Raw genomic sequence first — 21,914 nt, forward strand, 5'->3', positions numbered from 1 at the left:
CCCACCGCTGCCCGGGGGGGGGGCGGGCGGCTGGGGGGCGGCACCCCACCCCGATGAGGGGAGGGGAGGTTGGCCCGGCGCCGCTGCTACCCCTCGGATACCTACGACGACGAGTGGGCCCTGATCGAACCGCTCCTGCCGGTCCCGGCCTGCGAGACCCCGCAAGGCGGGCGCCCGGAGAAGCACCCGCGGCGCGAGATCGTGGACGCAATTCGGTACGTCGTCGATACCGGCTGCAAGTGGCGGGCCCTGCCGAAGGACTTCCCGCCCTGGCGGACGGCTTACAACTTCATGGCCCGCTGGGCCGCCGCCGGGGTGATCGGACAGATCCGCGACCACCTCCGCAAACGCGTCCGCCGGGACATGGGCCGATCGCCCGGAGCGGTCGCCACCATCATCGACTCGCAGTCCGTGAAGGCCGCCGAAACCGTCGGCAAGGACTCGCGCGGCTACGACGCGGCAAAGAAGATCAACGGCAGGAAGCGGCACCTGGTCGTGGATACCAAGGGCCTGCCGCTGTTCGTGATGGTCACCCCGGCCGACATCACCGACCGCGACGCGACCAAGGAAGTCCTGTTCCGGCTGCGGCTGATGCACCCGGAGATCACGATCGTCTGGGCCGACTCGGCCTACGCCGGACAGCTCGTGACCTGGGCAAAGAAGTACTTGAACCTCACAGTCAAGACGGTGAGCCGGCCCAAGGACGCGAAGGGATTCGTCGTCCTGCCCCGCCGCTGGGTGGTCGAACGGTCGATCGCCTGGGTCATGCACGCCCGACGACACGCCCGCGACTACGAACGGCTGGTCCAGCACTCCGAGTCGCTCATCACCTGGGCCGCGATCACGCTGATGACCAGGCGAATCACCCGACGCACCTCCCGCCGGAGCGGCCAGCCCGCCTCCCGCGAAGCCCAGCGGGACTGACCGCGGTCACCGCCGCGACCGTCAACCCCACCTTCCGACTCATGCACCCTCGCATGGACCTGAGCCGCCTGTCAGCATCTCATCCGAGCCCGTAAGCCGACGGCGGTACCTCGACGACGAAGAACAGGAAGCAGGTTTTGGTCGAAAGATCATGGAAGTCGTCAGGGAACAGTTCACGGGCGGCAGGGTCGGGCTGCGGCTCGCTGATGGAGGTCAGGCGGAAGCCGGCGGCGGTGAAGGCGTCGGTCATCGCATGCAGGGGTTTGCGCCAGAACCTCATCGGGACGGACCGCCCGCCGAACGGCCAGTCGAAGGTGTAGCTGGTCGTCGCGAAGTAGTCCGGCCGGGGGTCCTGGAACGCGTAGGCCACGAAGGGGTGCTCCACCGACGCGATCAGCCGGCCGCCGGGCCTGAGCACTCGCCGCAACTCGGCCAGCGTCGGCCCCCAGTCTTCGAGGTAGTGCAGTACCAGCGACGCGACCACGTCGTCGAAGGCGCCGTCGGGGAACGGCAGCGGGTCGCTCAGGTCGGCCACGTGCAGGGCCGCGTCGTCACCGAGCCGCTGTCTGGCCAGCGCCAGCATCCCCGCGCTGGCGTCGAGGCCGGTGACGGCCGCGCCGAGATCGCGCAGTGCGGCGGTCAGAGGGCCCGAGCCGCAGCCGGCGTCCAGGACCTGACGGCCAGCCACGTCTCCAGCGAGGGCCAGCATCGCGGGCCGCTCGTAGTACGCGTTCATGAGGCTGTTCTCGTTCTCCGCCGAGTACGCCTCGGCGAAACTGTCGTAGTCATTCGCCTGAGCCAGATCTGCAGGCTGGGCGAGATTCTCGGGTACGTCGGTTAAGCGTTCCATCGTCGCAGCCTAGTAATCACACGATCCGCCGGACAGGCGTTTGCTCCAAGATCCACGCAATCACATCTGTCATGCGCGGATCAGGAACAGGTACCAAGGTGACCCTGGGCAAGCCCCCGCTGTCGGTGGCGGCGTTGACGCCGTCCTGGTCCTCGCCGTCGCCTTCGCTACAGGCGCCGACGATCCGCCTGTCTTCGTCCCGCCGGATGGGGATACCGGTACCGGGCCACTCGACGGCATGGCAGGTGATCAACGTGCCCCTTCCCGTGGCAGCCTGCGGACCAGGACGACGACGTGAAGCCGGAGGTAGCCCGCCCGTGGCGGCGAACAGCAATCCCACCGTCAGGAGACGGCGACTGGGCGCCGAGTTGCGCCGGCTCCGTCAGGTCAGCGGGCTGAAGAGCACCGAGGTGGCTGAGCGGCTTATGGTCTCCCAGCCCAAGATCAGTCACTTGGAGAACGGCCGCCGCGCCATCAACCCCCGCGATGTGCGCGATCTGTGCGCCATGTACGGAGTGGCGGATCAGCAGGTGATCGCCTCGCTGACCGAGATGGCCAGGGAATCCGGCCGGCAGGGCTGGTGGCACGTCTACGCAGACCTCCCCGACGGTGATTACATCGGCCTGGAGACGGACGCCGCCTCGATCCGCACCTACGAGCCCCTGGTGGTCCCCGGTCTGTTGCAGACCCCTGCCTACGCCCAGGCCGTCATGGGGGAAACGATCCCTTTGCTCACTGTCGAACAGGCGGCCGCGCGTCTGAAGGTGCGGCTGCGCCGTCAGCACCGGATCTACGATCCGGGGTACCCGCTGCGTCTGCGGGTCGTCCTGGACGAGTCGGCCCTGCGGCGTGTCGTGGGTTCCCCAGACGTGATGCGCGAACAGCTGGAGCACCTGAACGCGCTCAGTGGCGAGCCGCACATCACCGTGCAGGTCCTGCCCTACGAGGCGGGAGCTCACCCGGGCCTGTCGGGGCAGTTCTCCATTCTGGGGTTCGTCGACAGCCCCGAGGCGGAGGTGGTGTATCTGGAGCGGTTCACCAGCGACCGCTACCTGGAGAAACCATCCGACGTGCAGCGCTACGGCGTGATGTACGACCAGCTCCAGGCTCAGGCCCTCGACCCTGACCGCACCCGCCGATTCATCACCGACGCCATCAAGTCACACCTCGACGCGAGCCGCCGCCCCTGAGCGCGCCCTCAGGACGTTCAGGTGAGACGGGTCAACCGCTTCGCCGGCGTGCACGAACCCGCCCTCCCCTGCTCTCATCCCCTCGCGGACCGGCCGTCGGCCGCTCCCCGGCGCCCTTGCCCGTCATCACGGACGCCATGTCCCACTGCCATCGACTACCTCTCCACTGACCATCCGAAAACCTGTGATGGCCGGAGTAGACATTGGGTGGTGGTGTGGTTATGGTTTCTCTCGTAGCCCAGAGGGAACGCAGGGCCTGGCAGAGACGAACTGCCGGGCAGCAGTATCCGCAGTACAGGTAGTACCCGTATGACGGTGCGGTGGTGGAGTGTCGAAGCCAGGGTTTGTGCAGGTCGGCGACGGGACTGGTCACCGGACTGGGTGGCCCGCAGTCATCAGGGGCCACCACACGCAGTACCAGCAGTACCTCGGTAAGGGTGTCGATGGTGGGCATCCGCTCCGGGAGGTTCGGCAGTGGGGTTCCAAGCCAGAGCAGATGCAGGACGGGCGACGGGGCTGGCTGCCGGAGTGGCGCTGGTTTGAGGCCACCAGCAGTGCGCAGTGCAGTAGTAGGAGCAGTACCCGCGTTGCAGCAGTTCGCAGTATCAGCAGTTCCCAGTTGGTATGCAGTTGATCATCCGAGGGATGAACGGAGGGATTGGGCGCCATCAGGATCGCCCGGACGGATTGTTGGGTCCGGGTACCGCAGGACATCGTTTGTGAGGTGGTCTCCGGTCGAGCAACCGCGATCCCCGCACCCCCGACGGTTCTCAGGTCGGGTAGGCGGAAACAGTAGGCCGGCGCAGCATCAGGGCCGGCAGATGGTGTAGCAGTTCCTTCGGGGCCCTGGTGCCATAGGCACCAGGGCCCCTCCGCATGGTTCACAGAGAGGTGAAATGACCGCAGACGACTCCTACGGCCGTCTCGATGACGATGACTACCCCGCCTACACGATGGGCCGGGCCGCCGACATGCTCGGCACCACCCAGAGCTTCCTCCGCGCGATCGGCGAGCACCGTCTCATCACCCCGCTGCGCTCCACGGGCGGGCACCGCCGCTACTCCCGCTACCAGCTCCGCATCGCCGCCCGCGCCCGCGAGCTCGTCGACCAGGGCACCCCGGTCGAGGCCGCGTGCCGGATCGTCATCCTCGAAGACCAGCTGCAGGAAGCCCAGCGCATCAACGCCGAACACCGCCGCGCCTCGGGATCGGCGAACCCACCGGCCGCGGCCTGAGGGGACCGGAGCCCATGCGCCTGGGAACAGCAGCCCCGGGGCAGCCGGGCATGATGTCTACTCCTCGGCGGGTCACCCGCCCCCACACCCCCCGCGCTCGCTCCGGCCCCCGCTGCCGCTCCGGGGCTGGCCGACGCCTGTGTCCCTGCCCCCGCCGGGAGGCCGTCGATGCGTGGGGCCGCCGCCTGTGAGTACGGACGCGGAGCGCTTGTGGGGCCCGTGACTCGTGGACGCGACCCTGCACTCCCTGACGGCGCCGCCGCGCCCGGGTCTCCCCGGCGGCCGCCCGCTTCCGCTCCACCACCACCCCCGTGGCAGCGGTCCCCGGACAGTCGGCGCTGCGGAGCCTGCGGTGCGCGCCCACCGGCGGGCCACCGCGCCCACCATGAGCGCGGGACACCGCCGGTGACGATCACGATCGCCTCGAACGCCCCGTTCCCTGAGGATGGAATTCGCCCCTGTATGAGGCTGATTCACCTATCTGGCGGCGTGCCTGCCTGGCTTGGGGCGCGATGGGGGCGACACTTGCAGAAACGTTCAGCCCTCCCATAAAGCCCGTGAAACGCCCTTGGCCGTGCCTGCGGTCTGGGCCTCGTCGGCTGCTGCATCGGGACTAAGGCAGTCGGAGGTGCGTGTCCCGTGGTGGCTGATGCAGATCCGCTCATCAGGCGGCGCCGACTGGGGGCCGAGCTTCGCAGGCTACGCGAGTCCAAGGGCATGAAGTCCGCCGAGGCGGCGGCCCTGCTTATGGTCTCCCACCCGAAGATCAGCCTGCTGGAGAATGGCCACCGCCGGATCAGCCCGCGTGATGTCCGTGATCTCTGCCGGATCTATGGAGTCCAGGACCAGCAGGTCGTCGATGCACTCATGTGTGTGGCCGGCGAATCGTGCCCAGCGGGCGCTCCGAGGTAGCCGGCCCTCGCTACCCTTTCCATCCAGGGCTGGCTCCGGGCCGTATTCGCGGCGGGCTCGTCGTGACCGGCCGGGGCGCGGCGGGAAGTGACCAGGCTGGTAGGGGCGGGTTTTACGGGGCAGGCTGAGGAAGTGCACCGGCTCGGGCACACTGCTGTGCGAAGGGATTCCGGGGATGATTCAGATCGCTGATATCCGTGAGTGGCGAACCCGCGACGTCATGGACGTGGGAGGCCACAAGATCGGTACATTGGAAGCGATCTATGTGGACACCAGCACTGATGAGCCGGCTGTGGCCACTGTCCTGGTCGGGCTTCCGACTCGCCGACGTCTAGTGTTCGTCCCGCTGGCCGGCGCGATCGTGGGGCCGGGGTACGTCAAGGTCGACTATGACAGGTCGCTGGTGAAGAAGTGCCCCGCGATCGGCACGGACGATGTCCTGCCCGCCGAGGACGAGGCGGCGGTGTTCGAGCACTACGGTCTGTCCTACAAGCCTGGCGCGAACGGTGAGCGGCAGCTCGCCCGCCGCTGACCGGCCTCACAAGGAGATGCCTGCGTTATGACGCTTTTCCTGATCCTCGTCATCGTGGCGCTGGTCCTGGGCATCATCGGCGCCGTTGCCGAAGGGCTGTTCTACCTGCTGGTCATCGGCATCGTGGTGTTCGTCGCTGCCCTGGTGTATCTGGGTATGCACGTGCGGCGGTCCGGCCGCCACCGCCGTCGGCTGCGCTGAGACCCGTTGTCTGACGGGTGCCGGCCCGTTTCCGAGGGTGCGGCGGGGTGGTGGCCGGTGCCCGGGGGCGGCGGCGGTCGGTGCTCACCGGCCCGATCCTCGCCGGTTCCTCAACGGCGTCATCGCCGTCCCGGCCTCGGGGGCGGGGCCTCCAGGGTGCGCGCGTGTCGTGCGCGGTGAGGGAGCCCCGGTCGGTGGACCCGGCGGGGCCGGCTCGGCCGTGTTGTGGTGAGACCTCTTGCGTGCGGGCGCACGAGGGCGGCTACGCGGCCGGCCCGGGTTCGTAGGGCCGCGGATCCGTGGACGGTGAGGTTCGCATGGGTGTCCGGGTGTGGAACTGGTGTCCCGGTGTCCAGACCGGTGGACACCAAATGGCACGACCTCATGGAGACCCGGCCGCACCTGGCAGCCATCCTCGCGGCCTGCGATGGGGTCCGCCCGGCGGTATTGGCCCCCGATCGAAGCGGGCACCGGGCCTCACCCGCGCACGCCATACCGGCACGGCCGACCCTCACCGCGCCCCGGTCGATGACGGTGAGCGGGTGTCATGCCGGGACAACGCCGGTGGGGCGGGCGGGGTGCTCCCTGTCGTCCGGCCTGCTTGTCGGCGCGACGCCGGGCCGGTGACCTGCGCTGGGAAGGCCCGGTCCTCGTGGCACCGACGGACGCGACCGGCTCGCCGGGACCGGGAGTCTGTGGTGTCTGCGGGTTCCCACCAGCACCTGGGACTGGTTCGCCCCGCAGGCGGGCCCGTCCTGCTCGCCAACCTTGTCACCACCGCGCGGCCTCTCACCGGCCGGAGGGGCGGCTAAAAGGACTCCGTTATGCCGGGTCTGTAGCAGTCACCGGGCGTTTGGTGAATCGGTGCCACCAGTGGCGGCGCCTGGGATGTACTGCACGGCCCAGCCGGAGGCCGATCAGCAGGTAACCCAGGAGAGCACCCGTGGTGTTGAGCAGAACGTCATCGATGTCGAACGTACGCCCGATGATGAGGGCGCCTTGGACGAGTTCCACGAGGAGCATCACGAGAGCGGTGACCACTCCTACCCGGACCAGCCCTCGCGCTCGGGGCACCAGCACCGGCAGCAGCACCCCGAACGGCACACCCATCACGATATTGCCGCCGAGCTGCTTGACCGTGTCAAAGGACGCGGGCTGAACGAGATAGGCACGGATGGAGTCACCAGGGCGCAGGTTACTGTGCGTCAACGGCACGGATGCCGCTGACGGTTCCAGCGTCAGCCGGGCCAGCACCACCGCGAATCCCACCATCGCCGCGAAGGCCAGCAGCATGGCCAGTACCCGGCCGAGCACAGACAGGGGAGGTTCTCCGGGAACCCGGTCCCCTGGTTCCGCCGCGGTCTTATTACGCAGCACTATCCGTACCATTAGCAGGCTCCTAGCCACATTGGTTTGCTTGGACGTTCCGATACCCGCGAGACGTGACGCGGCAGGCGCGCTACGCGGGGTCCGATCCGGTCCGAGGATGTCGGCGTGCCCGGCGGCAGTTGGACGAGCATGCGGCGCAGCAGTGCGTCGTCAGGCTCCTCAGTGACCGGGCGGGCACTGGTCGCCGACGGACCGGTTGAGTCTGTCATGCCCTGAGCCCTTTCCAACTTCACGAGCGCTGACGCGAGCCTCCTGTGGCATGCGGCGTGAGGCGACGGCAGCGGTTGTCAGTGGCACTGGCCACGGTGCCTGGCGTACGGGTCGTCACTTTGCCTGCGGGGGGCCTGGGTGCGAGGGAATGGAGTGGCTGGCCGATCGGGACGAGGGCTGGGCAGCTTACGCCCTGTCGGTCACCAAGCGGAGTTTGGCCAGTTCGGCGTTGAACTGGGCGCCGGTGAGGAGGGCCAGGTTGGACAGCCACAGCCACACCAGGAAGACGATGATCCCGGCGAGCGATCCGTACAGCCGGTTGTAGGTGCCGACGTGCGAGACGTAGAGGGCGAAGCTGGCGGAGGCGACGAGCCACAGGGCCACGGCGAGAGCGTCTCCCAGAAGCCGCTGCCGCACTCCGCGTGTCCCGACCGGGCCCGAGCTGAACAGAACCAGCACCAAGATGGCGACCAGGCACAGCAGGAGCGGCCATTTCAGCGCGTTCCAGGCAATGCCGGCCGTGCTGCCCATGCCCACGAGTCGGCCGACGGTGTGGGCCGCTTCGCCGGTCAGGATGAGCACCAGGGCACTGGAAACCAGAAGCATCAGCAGCACCAAAGTGGTTATCACCAGCCGTGGCGCTGTCCTCCACGCCGGGCGCAGGTCCTCGATGCCGTGCATGAGGTGCAGGGCTCGGCGGAAGGCCCCCAGATAGCTGGAGGCGGACCACAGGGCGCCTATCGTGCCGAAGACGGCCAGCGTCCAAGCAGCTGTGTGCTGCTCCGCCATGCCCTGCAACGTGCTCAGCATGACGGGGCGGGACTCGGTCGGCACGACAGTGATCACTTTACTGATCAGGTTGTCGGTGGTCGAGGCGCCGACGATTCCCAGCAGTGAGACCGTGACGAGGAGCGTCGGGAAGAGCGCGAGCACCGCGTAATAGGTGAGTGCGGCAGCGAAGTCGGTCACGTTGTCGTTCCACACCGAGGCGGGGGTGCGCCGCAGAGCGGTGACGATGTGGCGCCAGCCCGGCAGATCGCGCGCGTACGTCGGGGGCGGCAAGGGCGCTGTGGTTGCCACGTGTGTCTGCAAGTGGTGTGCAGGAGGCTCTGCTTTGGAGCGTGACAGCGGTGCGCGGCCGGCACCGCCCGGCTCGAGCGCAGGTGTGGGCGAGCTGCACATCAGGCGGCGCCTTCCCCTCGTGCCATGTTCCGTCGTCCCGTTGCTGTTGGCGGGGTTCCCCGGCGAGCCGTTCGTGCCTCACCCCGGGCGGCACGCCCCGCTCGCCGATGCGCGATCTGCGTGGAGTTACCGGCGGACCCGCATCTGTTCGTGCCGCAGAACCTATCCGCTGCTACGCCGGACAGCGTGGCTCATCGCCGAACTCACCCGCACCGGCCACACCATGAGCACCACGATTCCCGGCCCCGCCCGCAAACTCCAGCCACGCCCATCTCCCAGGCCGTCCCTTCGCTCCAGCGTCAGGATCTGCTGGCCGGTACGGAGCGGGACGGTGTTCCTGACGATCTGTGGGAGGGAGCCGTTGGGGTGGCTGGTGGTGGGTCTGTGGGCGGGGGAGCCGGGCAGACCCAGGAGCCGTTCGAGTGTTGTTCCTCGTCGGTCACCGGACTGCGGATTGATCCCGCCTCGCTACGTGCTCTGCACCGCTCACCCCACGACGAGACTCGCCCGGCTGGGAAGCCCGGCCGGGCGACTCGTCCGAGTCATGTTTCCCCACGCGTCCGTGATCAGTGGTCGGTCATTGATCGGGTGATGTGTGGCACCGTGAACGCGTCTTTTGCGGTTGGTTGCTCAGCAGGGGAGGGTGGTGTGTCCAGCAGCGCCGGTGGCGCCGGTGATGCCGTCCGCGGTCAACGTGGCGGCGGTGCCGTCGCCGCCGGGCTTGCCGGGACACACCGGGCTCGCGGCGCCGCCCGCACCGCCTGTGCCGCCCTTGTGGGTGCCGCCTGCCGTTGACGCGCCGCCCTTGCCGCCCTTGCCGCCGGCGATGCCCGTACCGGCGTTGCCTACGCCGCCCACGCCGCCTTTGCCGCCGGTGCCGCCCTGGTTGGCAGCACCTCCGGCGCCTCCGCTGCCGCCGTTGCCGTTGGCTCCGCCGGCGCCTCCCGCGCCTCCCGCGCCGCCGGTGCTTCCGCTGCCGTCACCGTTGCCCCCGGCGCCGCCGTTGCCGCCGTTGCCGTTCGCACCGGCTGCTCCGCCGGTGCCGCCGAGGCCGCCGATACCGCCGTTGCTCCCCACGCCGTTGGCGCCGTTGGCGCCGTTGGCGCCGGGGAGGCCGAGAACACCCAGGATGGAAGTCCGGGAACTACCCGCGTCGGCGAGCGCCGTCGCGGAAGCCAGGGTGGGGGTCGCGAGGCCGACTACGGCGATCGCGCTGATCAGGAGGATCCGGGTCATGGCGGTGGTGCGCGAGATGCGCATGAGGTACGCCTTTCGGTTGGTAAGGCCGCATGACGGTTCGCTGGCTGAATAGTGTTCCTGCGCTCCCGCCCTGGGGTTACAGGGGGCGCCGACGGGATGGTCCCAGAACTCGCAGGCGGACGGCGGCGAGTTGTGAAATCTGCCGGACTCGGTGACGTCGGTCTAAACAAGGAAATGGCGTCCGGTGGGTGTAGTAGCCGTCATCTTGTAGCTTTTTCTGCCCCGGTGCTGCTCCGGCGTGCTCGCAGGGCTCCGGGCGCCGGGTGGCCGCAGATGCCTTCCGGCTACCGCGGGCTGGCAGAACCCGCAGTTCAGCGGCTACGGGACCAGGAGAGCCCAGAGGTGAAGGCGCGTCAGCGGCGCTTCAGGGCCACGTCGGTGAAATTCGGCCAAACGCTTCTCTTGGGTGAGTTTGCGTACTGCAGTCAGAGGACTGCTCCTGCGGGGAAATGCCGACGAATATCGCACTCGTTGTTCGATTATAAATATTAAGAAATGCATGTCTTATGGAAAGGGTCCGGAATTTCACCGACCGTCTGCGGGTCTGCGGCCCGGAAAACGTTTCGGGGAGCCTTTTGCTCCTCTTCGGTTCCGCGCCGGCCTCGTTCAGGCCGCATCACCCCCTGTATTACCCCCGCTTCACCTGAGTCAGAGGAACCTTGTGAACAGGAAACAGACCACCGCCCTCCTCGCCCTCCCGGCCGTCTTCGCCGGGGCTGCACTTTTCCTTGGTGCTCCTGCCGGGGCCTCGGCCCTGGCCTGCACCGCCGGTACCGCGGGCGTCGCGGGGGCCAACGGCAACTCCTCCCACCCCAACGGTTTTCCCGGGACCGCGGGCGGCCCCGCGACCGGGGCCGGGGACTGCGCCGGCGGTGCGGGCGGTCCGGGCGGTAACGGTGTGCTGGGCGGGGTCGGGGGTGCGGGCGGCAACGGCGGGCTTGGGCTGGGCGGCGGCTCCGGTGGAGCGGGTGCCATCGGCGGCAACGGCGGCCCCAACGGTGCGGCGGGTGGCAACGGTGGCACCGGTGCCGCCGGCGGCCTCGACGGCGCGGGCGGCGCGGGCGGAGCGGGCGGCGCGGGCACCAAGGGCGGTGCGGGCGGCACCGGTGGTTCCGGCGGCAACTCCGGCGCCAATGCCGGAGCGGGCGGCGCGGGCGGCCTCGGTGGCGCCGGGGGATCCACCGGCGGCGCGGGCGGTAACGCCGGTAACGGCGGCATCGGCCACGGCGGCGGCGCGGGCGGCAACGGCGGCGCCGGCGGCATCAACAGCTCTGGCAACGGAGGCAAGGGCGGGCGGGCCGGAAACGGCGGTAACGGAAGCTCCGGCGGGGCCTTCCCGGGTGGCGCCGCCGGCATCGGCGGGGCCGGGGGCCTGAGCTCCGGGGGCATCCTCAATGCCGGCGGCAGCGGCGGGAAGGGTGGCAACGGCGGCGCCAAGTCAGGCGCCAGTGCCGACGGCGCCTGCGGGATCGGCGGCGCCGGCGGCAACGCCACCGGAGGCCTCCTCTTCCACGGCGGCACCGGCGGCATCGGCGGGACCTTCGGCGGCGGCAGCCCCTGCGCCAACGGAGCTAACGGAACACCGTAACCGGGCCCGCCCCAGGTGTCTCCGGGCCACCCCTACGTGAGGACACCTGGCGGGGCTCCGGCGCTGAGGCCGCACCTCGGCCCCTGTCACTGAACGGCCGGTTACCGGCTGTTCAGTGACAGGGCACGCCTGCTGTGCCGACACTTCGAGACCGCGCGTCACCGGTTGAAGGTGCCCAGAACTGAACAGCCGCCTCGCACACGGGCCGCCCCCTGCTCGGCGCCTGCGGCTCGAGCGGAACGTCTCCCTGCCGTCCCTCCGCAAGTTCCCCGAGGGCAGCAATGCCCTACCTGCTCCTCGGCCTGCGGCACGATGCCGGTTGTGCCTGGTATGCGTCGTCGATGGCTCCGACGCGCGCCGTTGTGCCGCTGGGGCAACTACCCCGGCAACGTCAGGAGGCCGGGAGAGGCGGGGTGGCAGGAAGCACGCAGCCTGCCGCGGCGGCTGCGGTCTGGAGGGCTGCGGCAGCCGCATTGTTGGCCGTCTTCTGGGCTTTGAGGGCTTCCCCTGCCGTGGCCTGGGCCACAGCAGGGTCGGCGGCGATGACCAGGGCGGCGGCCATGCTGGCCGAGTAGGTGACGTTGGCGGCCTCGAAGGCCGCGGCCGCGGTGGCCGCATCCTTGAGCAGGCCCACACAGGCGGCGGCATCGGGGGGAACGGGGTCGGCAGCAGCAGACGGTGCGGTCAACAGGCCACCGCCGACCACCAGAACCGAAGCGGCCAGGGACATTGCGGCTGTACGAAGAAGCTTCACGGTCGAACTCCTGACAATTGAAGAGACGAGCCCACAGAGAGCAGAACCAGGACAAGAGCCTCGACGAACGACCCCCAGCCATACGACAGACGACACGCGATGCGCTGCCCGTCACCCAGCAAGCCACGGCACGGCTCCCACCGGAGCTGACCACGCCCCCACCCCACCCGCACCCTCAAGCAGGCCGAACGAGACCCCGCCTCACAAAGCACTCAAAGGACGCCCGCCGGAGCACCAGGGGTTGCGCGGCTAACCCTCGCGCTCAGCACTCTGCATCCCGGCTACGGAGGGCCTGGCAGCCATCCATGGGAGGGAACCCGCTCATGTCCGCCACCAACCACCAGCAGCAGTTCCCGCTCCAGCAGCAGCCCGACGTTCTCCAGCCGTCCCCGCTTCCGGCCTTCGTGCCGCGTACGGATCCGCTGGTACTCCTGCTCTTGGTCCTCGTTGTCGTCCTGCTGCTCGGTGCGGTCGCGTACCTGTGCTGGGAGCACCTGTCGCTGGCCGCTCCGTGCGGCGCGGCCGGTGCCATCGGAGCCGTTCTGGCCGCGGCGGTCGGCATCGCCGTCACCAGTCGAGGCCGGTGACGTCACCACCCTCATCGCCACCGCCATACCGCTGCCTCGCCCTGGCTGGTGAGGTCAGGGGCTGGTTACCCGGTTACCCGGTTCAGTCCCTGGCCTGGCGGGAGGTTTGGCCTTGGACCGGAAGTGCGCGATTTCTCTCCGCCCTTGGACAGAACGGCCAGGTGCGGGGTGAAAGACCTGGGAAGCCCTCCGTGTCGCCCGTTGGGGTGGGATTGCTGGCTTGGGCGTGCTTGGGCTGGCGATGGTGGCGTTGGAGTGACGGTTGTGGTCTTCCGGCGGTTTGCCGCGCGATGTGATGGAGCTATGGCATGCAGATGGCTGAGGTAGTGCGTGTGGACCGGAGTCGGCATATTGCCGTGTTCAACGTGCCGATGCACGGGCATGTGATCCCGACGCTGGCGCTGGTGCAGGAACTCGTCGAGCGCGGCTACCGGGTGTCTTACGCGGTGACGGAGGAGTTCGCGGCGCAGGTGCGTGCGGTGGGGGCGACGCCGGTGCTGTATGAAGTGCCGCCGTCGGGGGAGGCGCCCGAGGACATGGGGGAGGGGGTGGCTCGGGTGATCGGGGTCAATATGGTGGCGCTGCCGCAGCTGGAGCGGGCGTTCGCTGGCGCCCGGCCGGATGCGGTCCTGTATGACGTCTACGCCTGGATGGGGCCCATGCTGGCGGCCCGCTGGGGGGTGCCGGTGCTTCAGCTGGCGCCGACGCACATTCCCTACGAAGGCCTGGTACGGGAGTTCTTCGGACTGGACGACATCGCGCAGATCCCCGGCCTGCCGCAGCTGGCGGGGGCGTTGAACGAGTGGGGTGTACCGGGCGGGGTGCACGCGCTGACGCTGGCCCCACCGCGGGTGATCGCCTTCTTCCCGCGCTCCTTCCAGAGGCGGCCGGAGACGGTACGGGCAGGTGAGGCGCACTGGGTGGGGCCGGCGATTGCCGACCGCTCGTTCCAGGGGCGCTGGCAGCGCCCGCAGAACGGCAAAGCCGTCGTGTATGTGTCGCTGGGCTCGCAGTTCAATTCGCGCCCGCAGTTCTACCGGGACTGCCTGGACGCGCTCGAGGGCCTGGGAATGCACGTCGTGATGAGCGTCGGCGCCGAGGTGGCCGCTGCCGATCTCGGGCCGCTGCCGGACGGGTTCGAGGTGCACGCCAGTGTGCCCCAGCTCGATGTGCTGGCCGCCGCTTCGGTGTTCGTCACCCATGGCGGCATGGGCAGCGTGATGGAGGCCTGCGCTTTGGGGGTGCCGCTCGTGGTGGTGCCGCAGATGGCCGAGCAGCGGGTGAACGCCGCCCAGATCGAGGAGCTGGGGCTGGGGGTGCACCTTCCCCGCGAGGAGGCGAGCGCGCGGGCCTTGCGGGAGGCAGTGGTGCGGGTCGCCTCCGACGACCGGGTGGCAGCCGCCGTGAAGGAGATGCGCCGCCAAATCGAGACGGCGGGCGGTGTGCGGGCGGCAGCCGACGTGGTGGAGAAGGCTCTGGCCGACACCCCGACGGTCTCGGCCTGACGTGCGGGGCAGGGCAGGCCGCAGCGCCGGTTCGAGCCAGGAAACGGACACGCGCCCCGGCACGGCCACGGGCCGGATCGGCACGCTGGTGGCCGCTGCGCTGCTCGCGGTGGCGGTCTGCCCGCCGGCCGGGGCCGCTGCGACCGAGGGCACCGGGTCGGGACCGGCGGCCGCAGCAGGGGAGGGCGGCGAAGCGGAAGCACAGGTGAGTGTCACCGGGGACACCGTCCGCGCCGCGGACGGGACGCCGCTGGCCGCAACCGTGTACCGGTCGGCGGCCCCCGGCCGGCTCCCGCTCGTGGTCGTCCCCGGTCCGTGGTTCTCGCTGCCCGCCGACACCCTTGCGGCGGCGGCCCGGATGCGGTCGCTGGCCGCCCGCGGCTACACCGTCGTCGCCTACGATCCGCGGGGCTTTCGCCGCTCCGGAGGCTTCGCCGATCTGGCAGGGCCCCGCGACACCGCCGATGTGTCCCGCGTCATCGACTGGGCCCTCGCCCACGCCGGAGCCGACCCGGGACGCGTCGGTGTCATGGGCGCCTCCTACGGTGCGGGCATCGCGCTGAACGCCGCGGCTCGAGACCCCCGTATCCGGGCGGTCTCGTCCCTGTCCGGCTGGGCCGACCTGACCGGCGGCTACTACCTCAACGGAACCCGGTCCGCGAGCATCGCCCTGTTCCAGGACGTCATGGGCCGTCTCCACGGCCGCTACAGCCCCGAGTCCGCGGCGATCCTGCGCCGTGCCCGCACCACAGGCATCGACGAGTCCGCCCCGGAGGCCCTGCAGCGCTCACCCCGCGCCCACGCGGACCAGCTCAACCGCAACCGCACCGCGGTCTTCCTGACCAACGAGTGGGACGACCCCCTGGTGCCCGCCTGGCAGACCGGGACATTCTTTGATGCGCTCACCGGCCCCCGGCAGTTGCGCATGTATCCCGGCGGGCACGGTGACAGCAGTTCCGCCACCAACGGCCTCCTCGAAGGCGGACCTCCCGCGTGGAGGGAGGCCGTCGCCTGGCTCGACGACCACGTCCGCGATGCCCGCAACCCTCTCCCACCGAGCGGTCAGGCGTCCCGATTGGTGGTCCACTCGCGGACTGGCGGTCCGGCCGAGGAGTATCCCGACTGGCGGTCACTGCAGCACGGCCTACGTCCAGTACCGCTGGAGCCGGGCAGCGAGGACGGGCGCATCCTCGCCGGACTGCCCTCCGCAGCCGAATCCGGCCCTTTCCCACTCGCCGGTACCCTCGACCAGCTCGGCCTGCCCCCCACCACGCTCGCCCCCCTGCTGGATTCCCCCGCCTGCGCAGTCTGGCGCAGCGCCCCCCTGACACGGGCGTCCGCGCTGCGCGGCGTAGCCCGTGTGGAGGGTGTCCTGATCCCCGGCGCCACGGAAGGTACCGTCATCGGCTACGTGTACGACGTCGATCCCCTTGGTACCGCACGGCTTCTGACGCACGCCCCGTACACCTTCCGGGGACAAGCGCCGGGCAGGCCGCACCCGTTCAGCCTGGCCATGCTGGCCACTGCCTGGGACCTGCCGGCCGGCCATCGCCTCGCCGTCGCGTTCGACACGGTCGATCACCGCTACGTCAGCGAGAACCCGACGGGAGCTGTCATGACCGTGGTGGCGTCCGCCGTACGGCTGAGCGCGCCGCTCACACCTGTGCCGGAACGTTGATCCGGCCGAAGGCGGGGCCGCAGGTGGCGGCGGCGCGGCAGGGCCGCCGCATCGCAGCCGCGGTGGCGAATCCGAGCGTGGCGACGGCCACGGCGCCCCACAGAACCGCGGCCAGGCCGTCCGTGAACGCCTGCGGTCCGGTGGCGGATCCGAACCGGGTGAACAAGGCCGCCGCCGCGGCGACGCCCGCCACCGCCCCGGCCTCCCGCACCGAGGTGTTGACCCCCGACGCGGAGGCCAGCCCCACATTTGTAGCCCGCTCCAGGAGCAGTTGCGGCGCAGCGGTGAAGAACAGCGCCATACCCACCCCGCCGGCCACCAGGCCCGGCACCTGTACCCCGTAGCCCGCTCCGGGTTCAAGGACGAGAGCGAACCAGGCCGAGCTCGCCGCGGTGAGCCCGAAGCCCGCGATGGCCACCGCCCGTGCGCCCGTGCGGCCCATGACCAGACCGGCGACCGGGGCGACCAGGAGCGGCATGACCGTCCAGGGCAGGATCCGCAGCCCCGCCTCCCACGGACCGTGCCCCTGCACAGACTGGGGGAACTGGGCCAGCCAGAACACCGTCCCGAACACCGCGGCGTGCATGAGGAAACCGCACACGTGAACCGCCGCCAGGTCTGCCCCCGATCCGCGATCCCCATGCCGCTGAGTACTCCCTCGTACCCTGCCGAGCCACGCCGAGGCCAGACCCACGCCCAGCAGGCCCGCCCCGGCGAGAGCCACCGGATCCAGCACCGCAGCCGCGGCCTTCACCCCGCCGGCCAGCCGAGGCAGAGCCCACACCGCCGCGAGCGCCGCGGCGCCGAACAGGAGCGGACCCCGGGATACCGCGAACTCCGTACGGTCATCGCCTCGGACCTCCCGCAGCAACCTTGGCGCGGCCGCGGCCAGCAGACAGCCGAGCGGCACATTGATCCAGAACACCGTCCGCCAGCCGCCTGACTCGACGACCGCCCCGCCCACCAGAGGGCCCACGGCGACGGCGAGACCTCCCAGCGCTCCCCACAGACCCAGCACGAGCGAGCGGCGATCCGGCGGCAGCACCGCGTTCAGGAGGGTCAGGCCCAGGGGCGCGATCGCCGCGGCCCCCACCCCCTGCACCGCGCGCGCGGAGATCAGGACGGCCACCGATGAGGAACACGCCGCCAGCACCGAACCAGCCGTGAACACCACCAGTGCCACCGTGAACAACCGGCGATGCCCGACCCGGCCGCCCAGGGCTGCCGCCAGCGGCGGCAGCACCGCCACCGGCACGATGTACGCGTTGACCAGCCACCCCAGCGTCCCGACCCCCAGGCCCAGGTCGGATCGGATCGCCGGCAGCGCGGTCAGCAGCACCAGGTGGTCCAGCCCGCACAGGAACACCGCGAGCCCGGTCACCACACAGCCCGTCCGCGCGGAACGTTCCCTCACCGGTGCGAAGACGTCAGGAGCACAGAGGCCTCGGGTTCGTGCACGTGGTCAAGGGCGGGGCAGTAGCGCCGCATGACGACCCCGCCGCGCGAAGCAGCCGGGATGAAGTACGCATCCCGCTCGCCCGCAAGGCGCCGCAGCTCGGTTCGCGTTCCCTCCAGCACCCGGTCCTCCGGCCCGACACTCCGTTCCGCCAGGCCCAGCCGGGCCCTGCCGGCCTCGACGACGCCGAACCCGATCCGCCGGAAATAGTGAAGGTAGCCTTCGGGCGAGGGATGGAAGCCATCGGGGCAGTACAGCTGTCCGGGAGAGTGCCGGAACACACCCGTGGCCAGTGAAACGACCAGCCCGCCGGCCCGGAGCACGGCCACGGTCTGCCTCCGTGCCAGCCGCCGGGACCGGAAGGTCGCCACGACCGCCGCACCGCGGTACAGCGCCGGAGCCGCCCCGATGTCCGCGCACGAGCCCACCACCACCTCCCAGCCCGCCGCGCGCAACTCCCGCACGTACCGCCCCAGACGGGCACTCGCACGCTTCAGCGAGGTGGGAAGCAGCACATCATTGCCGCCGATCAGAATCAGAACCACACCCCGCTCCGGGCGGCCGACCAACGCCCTGACCTGGCGCGCCATCCCCGCCGTGGTCACACCCGCCCGGGCCAGGACCTCCACCTCGACCGAGCAGGACAGCTCCGAAACCAGCCGCCGCGCGAGATATCCGCCCGCCGTCTCGTGCCGATCCAGCACCCCCACGCTCTGCCCGGAGGAATCCCCGAGGACGGCCAACGGCAACACCCGCACACCGTCGGCCCCGTACCGCCCGACAGGCGAAGGCACCCTGCGCCCGTCCCATAGACGCCCGCGTAACACCAAAGCGGCGTATCCCTTCAGCAGCGATCGCAGCACTCTGCGGCGCCACAGAGTCCGCCACCACTTCGACGCACCCCTCACAGCACCCTGCTCCACGCATAGTTCATATGCTGTGAACGATCTTCGATCGGACGGGTTACTCAGAGCCCTCTCGTCGAGGAGTCCTGCACCTTGGACCCTGCCGACCACAGGACGGACAGCCCCGCACGGCGGGTGAGTTCGCGATTGCCGCCGCCCGCCTCGGCCCCGACCTCCTCGACCGTGGCCCCCAGCGCTCCCGCCGAAACGCGGTACCGGGTAGGGGCGGCCGCGGCTGCCCCTACCCGGCCGCGCTAATCACGAAATGTGCGCGACGCGATCCACTCCTCCCCGGCGTGGCCGGACATCGCGGCCGCGAGTGGGCCACCTCGACGCGCGGGGCGTCGACGTCGCCCGGATCCTCCTGGACGCGCACGCCGCCCCTGCCCCCGCTGACGCCCGTGTCCCCGCACCCGCCCCCGCTCCGAGCACCGCGCCCACCGCCGGTGCGGGAAGCCGCCGATCCGTGGGCACCGCCCGCCAGCGTGGACGCGAAGCGCTCCTGGAGCCCGCTCACGGAGGGATTGAGCGTGCCTCGGGACCTGGACCTCGGCGACTGGGCGAAGGCGCTGGAACAGCTCGGCGTGAACCGGCTCGCGCTGCAGGGTCGCGTCGAGCTGGACGGTGAGGGCGGCGCCCATGTCGAGCTCCCCAACGACGCGCACTACCACCGGCCGGGCCGCGGGGCCGGGGGCAGAGTGCTGTGAGAGCTGATCGTGATCAGTCATCGTTTTCCCCGTGGTGGCTGTCTCCTCACAGAAGGCAACCGCTCCGCCGGCATGCCTGAACCTGCCCCACCAGCCCTCCTCCCGATTCAAATCGTCCGCAGGTCCGCCGCGGGCAGCTCCCCGCCCTTGCCCGCCGTCACAGACGCCATGCCTCACCACGACCGATTAGCTCACAGCAGCCCCTCCAGAAATCTGTGTCGGCTGGAGTAGACATTGGTCGGTGGTGTGGTTATGGTTTCTCTCGTAGCCCAGAGAGACCGCAGGGCCTGGCAGAGACGAACTGCCGGGCAGGCAGTACCCGCAGTACCCGTATGACGGTGCGGTGGTGGAGTGTCGAAGCCAGGGTTGTCGTAGGACGGCGACGGGACTGGTCACCGGACCGGGTGGCCCGCAGTCATCAGGGGCCACCACACGCAGTACCAGCAGTTCGCAGTACCCGGCAGTACCTCGGTAAGGGTGTCGATTGTGGGCATCCGCACCGGGATGTTCGGCAGTGGGGTTCCAAGCCAGAGCAGATGCAGGACGGGCGACGGGGCTGGCTGCCGGAAGCGTGGCGCTCGGTCAGGCCACGAGCAGTTCGCAGTACAGCAGTACGAGATGTACCCAGCAGTGAACTCAATGAGCAGCACCTCGGTGAAGGCGTCGGCTGCGGGCGCGCGCACCGGGAGGTCCGGCAGTGGGGTTCTAAGCCAGAGCAGACGCAGGACGGGCGACGGGGCTGGCTGCCGAAGAGTGGCGCTTTCGCAGGTCACGAGCAGTACGCATCACCAGTAGTAGAAGCAGTACCCGCATCACCGCAGTATTCGCGTTGCCAGCAGTTCGCAGTACTAGCAGTTCGTAGTTCCCGTTTGGTAAGTGAGTGATCCAGAGGGATGAACGGAGGGACCAGGCGCCATCAGGATCGCCCGGATGGAGTGTTGAGTTCGGGTACCGCAGGACATCGTTAGTGAGGTGGTCTCCGGTCAAGCAACCGCGATCCCCGCACCCCCGACAGAGCTCAGGTCGGGTCTGTGGAAACAGAAGGCCGGCGCAGCATCAGGGCCGGCCGATGGTGTAGCAGTTCCTTCGGGGCCCTGGTGCCACAGGCACCAGGGCCCCTCCACGCGTTCCACAGAGAGGTGAGATGACAGCAGACGATTCGTTCGGCCGTCTCGACGATGACGACTACCCCGCCTACACGATGGGCCGGGCCGCCGAGATGCTCGGCACCACCCAGGGCTTCCTACGGGCCCTGGGCGAAGCCCGCCTGATCACCCCGTTGCGCTCGGATGGCGGGCACCGGCGTTACTCCCGCTACCAGCTGCGCATTGCCGCCCGCGCCCGTGAGTTCGTCGATCAGGGCACCCCGATCGAGTCGGCCTGTCGGATCATCGTCCTCGAGGATCAGCTCGAGGAGGCGCAGCGCATCAACGCCGAATACCGGCGCAGTACGGAATCGTCGAATCCGACGGCTGCGGCTTGAGCTGGGGCGCGCCCGCCGGTCCTCGGTGGGCCCGCGCACACCCTTGTCCCAGGCGTGACATGTAGCTGTTTCCTCTGGTGACAGCCCGTTGTTGGCGTGTAGCGTCTGCGTCAGCTGTCGTGGTTCGGAAGTTCCCCTTTGCCCACGCCTTCGGTGTGGGCGTTTTGCTGTGCTGTGCCGCAGGAACCAGGGCGATCACCTCCGTTTTCCGCATCGAGCGGTTGGCGTTCATCGACTGGAAGGCATGTGACATGGCTACGGGAACTGTGAAGTGGTTCAACGCGGAGAAGGGCTTCGGCTTCATCGCGCAGGACGGTGGCGGCCCGGACGTGTTCGCCCACTACTCGGCGATCAACTCCTCGGGGTTCCGTGAGCTCCAGGAGGGCCAGGTCGTGACGTTCGACGTCACCCAGGGCCAGAAGGGCCCCCAGGCGGAGAACATCACCCCGGCCTGACCTTCACCACCCCGCCCGTGGGCACCGGGGAGCGGCGCGTACGGATGCCCCTGGGAATTCCGTACTGCCCGCAGAACAACGGTCTCCTGAGTTCGTCCGGGCCTCGGCGGGATCTGAGACGCACACGATCAAGGGGTGCGCAACAGTGCGGCCCTGATCCGTCTCGAGCCGGGGGTGCCGCGCGCGCAGCGGGCTTGGCGCATGGTGACATGCCGGGCCTTCCCGCGTCAGGCGAGTGGCCGTGAGGGAGGACTCTTGTAAGAGATCACCTTGCCATCGGGTCGTGGAGGCGGGCACGCAGCAGGTACAGGTCTGCCGGGCCGGCTGCGACGGTGGCGAATGCTGTGATCAGTTCCTGGATGCGCTGGTCTTGGCCGTCGTGGACAGCGGTGACGATCCGTTCGATGAGCGCCCGTGTATTGGTGTCGACCATCGCCTCGATGTAGGTGTGAGTGGTCGGCGGTGGCGTCATGCCGTGGCTGTGGTGCGTAGGAGACGGGGTTCCGGCCCGGTTGTGATTCTCGGCTGTTCTGCCGCGGGATCGGCTTGGGGCGGTGGCGCCGGCGATGCAGGCGCGGGAGGAAGAGGCGTTGTGTCCGCTCGGACCACCAGCCAGCCTGTACCGCGCCCGGGTCCGGGGCGTTCGATGAGGTGGTGGTCCAGCTCTCCGGTGATCATCACGGCCAGGAGGCTGAGACATTCGCGCTGCAGTCCAGAGGTCCAGCCGTCCTCGCCCGGCACGTCAAGGAGTACCTGTCCGTCGCCGGTTAAGCGTCGGCAGGCGTCCTGCACCGCCCGCACCACTACCTCGAAGCATTCTTCGCCCACGCGGTTACGCAAGTCCTCCAGGTACCGCTCCAGGACAGCGTCTACGCGGTCTTGGAGCCGGTTGGAGGCGGGCTCCCGCGTGT

The 21,914-nt window shown here is 69.7% G+C and carries 21 protein-coding genes; 13 read left to right on the forward strand and 8 right to left on the reverse strand.

The features are described 5' to 3' along the window. Positions 1–69 precede the first annotated feature (69 nt). On the forward strand, positions 70–924 hold the full coding sequence (locus OTB16_RS36055; RefSeq protein WP_324290928.1) for an IS5 family transposase: 855 nt from the start codon (positions 70–72) through the stop codon (positions 922–924). Between the two features lie 79 nt (positions 925–1,003). On the opposite strand, the gene OTB16_RS36060 is transcribed toward OTB16_RS36055, so the two are convergent. Beyond that, positions 1,004–1,774, reverse strand: coding sequence for a class I SAM-dependent methyltransferase (locus OTB16_RS36060; protein WP_267726735.1), 771 nt, complete (start codon positions 1,772–1,774; stop codon positions 1,004–1,006). Between the two features lie 317 nt (positions 1,775–2,091). On the opposite strand from OTB16_RS36060, the gene OTB16_RS36065 reads away from it, so the two are divergent. From OTB16_RS36065 to OTB16_RS36085, 5 genes are all read left to right on the forward strand, one after another. After that, complete coding sequence (locus OTB16_RS36065; protein ID WP_267726780.1) at positions 2,092–2,964, forward strand: helix-turn-helix domain-containing protein; 873 nt, start codon at positions 2,092–2,094, stop codon at positions 2,962–2,964. 896 nt (positions 2,965–3,860) lie between these two features. Continuing rightward, the gene (locus OTB16_RS36070) at positions 3,861–4,199 is read left to right on the forward strand and encodes a helix-turn-helix domain-containing protein (protein WP_267726736.1); all 339 of its coding nucleotides are present in this window, start codon (positions 3,861–3,863) and stop codon (positions 4,197–4,199) included. A gap of 642 nt (positions 4,200–4,841) precedes the next feature. Further along, positions 4,842–5,111, forward strand: a complete 270-nt coding sequence (locus OTB16_RS36075; protein ID WP_324290929.1) for a helix-turn-helix domain-containing protein — start codon at positions 4,842–4,844, stop codon at positions 5,109–5,111. 175 nt (positions 5,112–5,286) lie between these two features. Further along, positions 5,287–5,643: a PRC-barrel domain-containing protein gene (locus tag OTB16_RS36080; RefSeq protein ID WP_267726738.1), complete on the forward strand. Its 357-nt coding sequence runs from the start codon at positions 5,287–5,289 to the stop codon at positions 5,641–5,643. Between the two features lie 27 nt (positions 5,644–5,670). Then, positions 5,671–5,844, forward strand: coding sequence for a hypothetical protein (locus tag OTB16_RS36085; protein ID WP_267726740.1), 174 nt, complete (start codon positions 5,671–5,673; stop codon positions 5,842–5,844). 822 nt (positions 5,845–6,666) lie between these two features. On the opposite strand, the gene OTB16_RS36090 is transcribed toward OTB16_RS36085, so the two are convergent. The 3 genes from OTB16_RS36090 to OTB16_RS36100 form a co-directional block, all read right to left on the reverse strand. After that, positions 6,667–7,233, reverse strand: coding sequence for a VanZ family protein (locus OTB16_RS36090; RefSeq protein ID WP_267726742.1), 567 nt, complete (start codon positions 7,231–7,233; stop codon positions 6,667–6,669). Between the two features lie 396 nt (positions 7,234–7,629). Continuing rightward, a complete protein-coding gene (locus OTB16_RS36095; RefSeq protein ID WP_267726744.1) occupies positions 7,630–8,523 on the reverse strand; it encodes a YihY/virulence factor BrkB family protein in 894 nt (297 codons plus the stop codon). A 732-nt stretch (positions 8,524–9,255) separates the two neighbouring features. Then, on the reverse strand, positions 9,256–9,885 hold the full coding sequence (locus OTB16_RS36100) for a hypothetical protein (RefSeq protein WP_267726746.1): 630 nt from the start codon (positions 9,883–9,885) through the stop codon (positions 9,256–9,258). 661 nt (positions 9,886–10,546) lie between these two features. Between OTB16_RS36100 and OTB16_RS36105 the strand changes: the two genes are divergently transcribed. Further along, on the forward strand, positions 10,547–11,473 hold the full coding sequence (locus tag OTB16_RS36105; protein ID WP_267726748.1) for a hypothetical protein: 927 nt from the start codon (positions 10,547–10,549) through the stop codon (positions 11,471–11,473). Positions 11,474–11,864: 391 nt separating this feature from the next. Here OTB16_RS36105 and OTB16_RS36110 read toward each other — a convergent pair whose 3' ends face one another. Next, positions 11,865–12,227: a hypothetical protein gene (locus tag OTB16_RS36110; RefSeq protein WP_267726750.1), complete on the reverse strand. Its 363-nt coding sequence runs from the start codon at positions 12,225–12,227 to the stop codon at positions 11,865–11,867. Between the two features lie 323 nt (positions 12,228–12,550). On the opposite strand from OTB16_RS36110, the gene OTB16_RS36115 reads away from it, so the two are divergent. The 3 genes from OTB16_RS36115 to OTB16_RS36125 all read left to right on the forward strand — a co-directional run bounded on the left by OTB16_RS36115 (position 12,551) and on the right by OTB16_RS36125 (position 15,997). Next, positions 12,551–12,814 (forward strand): hypothetical protein, encoded by a 264-nt coding sequence (locus OTB16_RS36115; RefSeq protein WP_267726751.1) that lies wholly within the window; start codon positions 12,551–12,553, stop codon positions 12,812–12,814. Between the two features lie 308 nt (positions 12,815–13,122). Beyond that, positions 13,123–14,319, forward strand: coding sequence for a macrolide family glycosyltransferase (locus OTB16_RS36120; protein WP_267726753.1), 1,197 nt, complete (start codon positions 13,123–13,125; stop codon positions 14,317–14,319). Position 14,320: 1 nt separating this feature from the next. Next, on the forward strand, positions 14,321–15,997 hold the full coding sequence (locus tag OTB16_RS36125) for a S15 peptidase family protein (RefSeq protein ID WP_267726755.1): 1,677 nt from the start codon (positions 14,321–14,323) through the stop codon (positions 15,995–15,997). Here OTB16_RS36125 and OTB16_RS36130 read toward each other — a convergent pair. Beyond that, entirely contained in the window at positions 15,975–17,411 is a 1,437-nt protein-coding gene (locus OTB16_RS36130; RefSeq protein WP_267726756.1) for an MFS transporter, read from the reverse strand. The two genes, OTB16_RS36125 and OTB16_RS36130, sit on opposite strands and share 23 nt — an antisense overlap. Further along, entirely contained in the window at positions 17,408–18,205 is a 798-nt protein-coding gene (locus OTB16_RS36135) for an SGNH/GDSL hydrolase family protein (protein ID WP_267726758.1), read from the reverse strand. Before OTB16_RS36135 ends, OTB16_RS36130 begins: the two co-directional genes overlap by 4 nt. A gap of 683 nt (positions 18,206–18,888) precedes the next feature. Here OTB16_RS36135 and OTB16_RS36140 point away from each other — a divergent pair. The 3 genes from OTB16_RS36140 to OTB16_RS36150 all read left to right on the forward strand — a co-directional run bounded on the left by OTB16_RS36140 (position 18,889) and on the right by OTB16_RS36150 (position 21,003). Continuing rightward, the gene (locus OTB16_RS36140; protein ID WP_267726760.1) at positions 18,889–19,065 is read left to right on the forward strand and encodes a hypothetical protein; all 177 of its coding nucleotides are present in this window, start codon (positions 18,889–18,891) and stop codon (positions 19,063–19,065) included. A gap of 1,144 nt (positions 19,066–20,209) precedes the next feature. Then, positions 20,210–20,548, forward strand: coding sequence for a MerR family transcriptional regulator (locus OTB16_RS36145; RefSeq protein ID WP_267726762.1), 339 nt, complete (start codon positions 20,210–20,212; stop codon positions 20,546–20,548). Between the two features lie 251 nt (positions 20,549–20,799). Beyond that, on the forward strand, positions 20,800–21,003 hold the full coding sequence (locus OTB16_RS36150) for a cold-shock protein (protein WP_030303412.1): 204 nt from the start codon (positions 20,800–20,802) through the stop codon (positions 21,001–21,003). 265 nt (positions 21,004–21,268) lie between these two features. Here the strand turns inward: OTB16_RS36150 and OTB16_RS36155 are convergent, their stop codons facing one another. Continuing rightward, complete coding sequence (locus OTB16_RS36155; RefSeq protein ID WP_267726766.1) at positions 21,269–21,475, reverse strand: hypothetical protein; 207 nt, start codon at positions 21,473–21,475, stop codon at positions 21,269–21,271. Between the last annotated feature and the right edge of the window lie 439 nt (positions 21,476–21,914).

The organism is Streptomyces antarcticus, from assembly GCF_026627255.1.
Taxonomy (GTDB): domain Bacteria; phylum Actinomycetota; class Actinomycetes; order Streptomycetales; family Streptomycetaceae; genus Streptomyces; species Streptomyces antarcticus.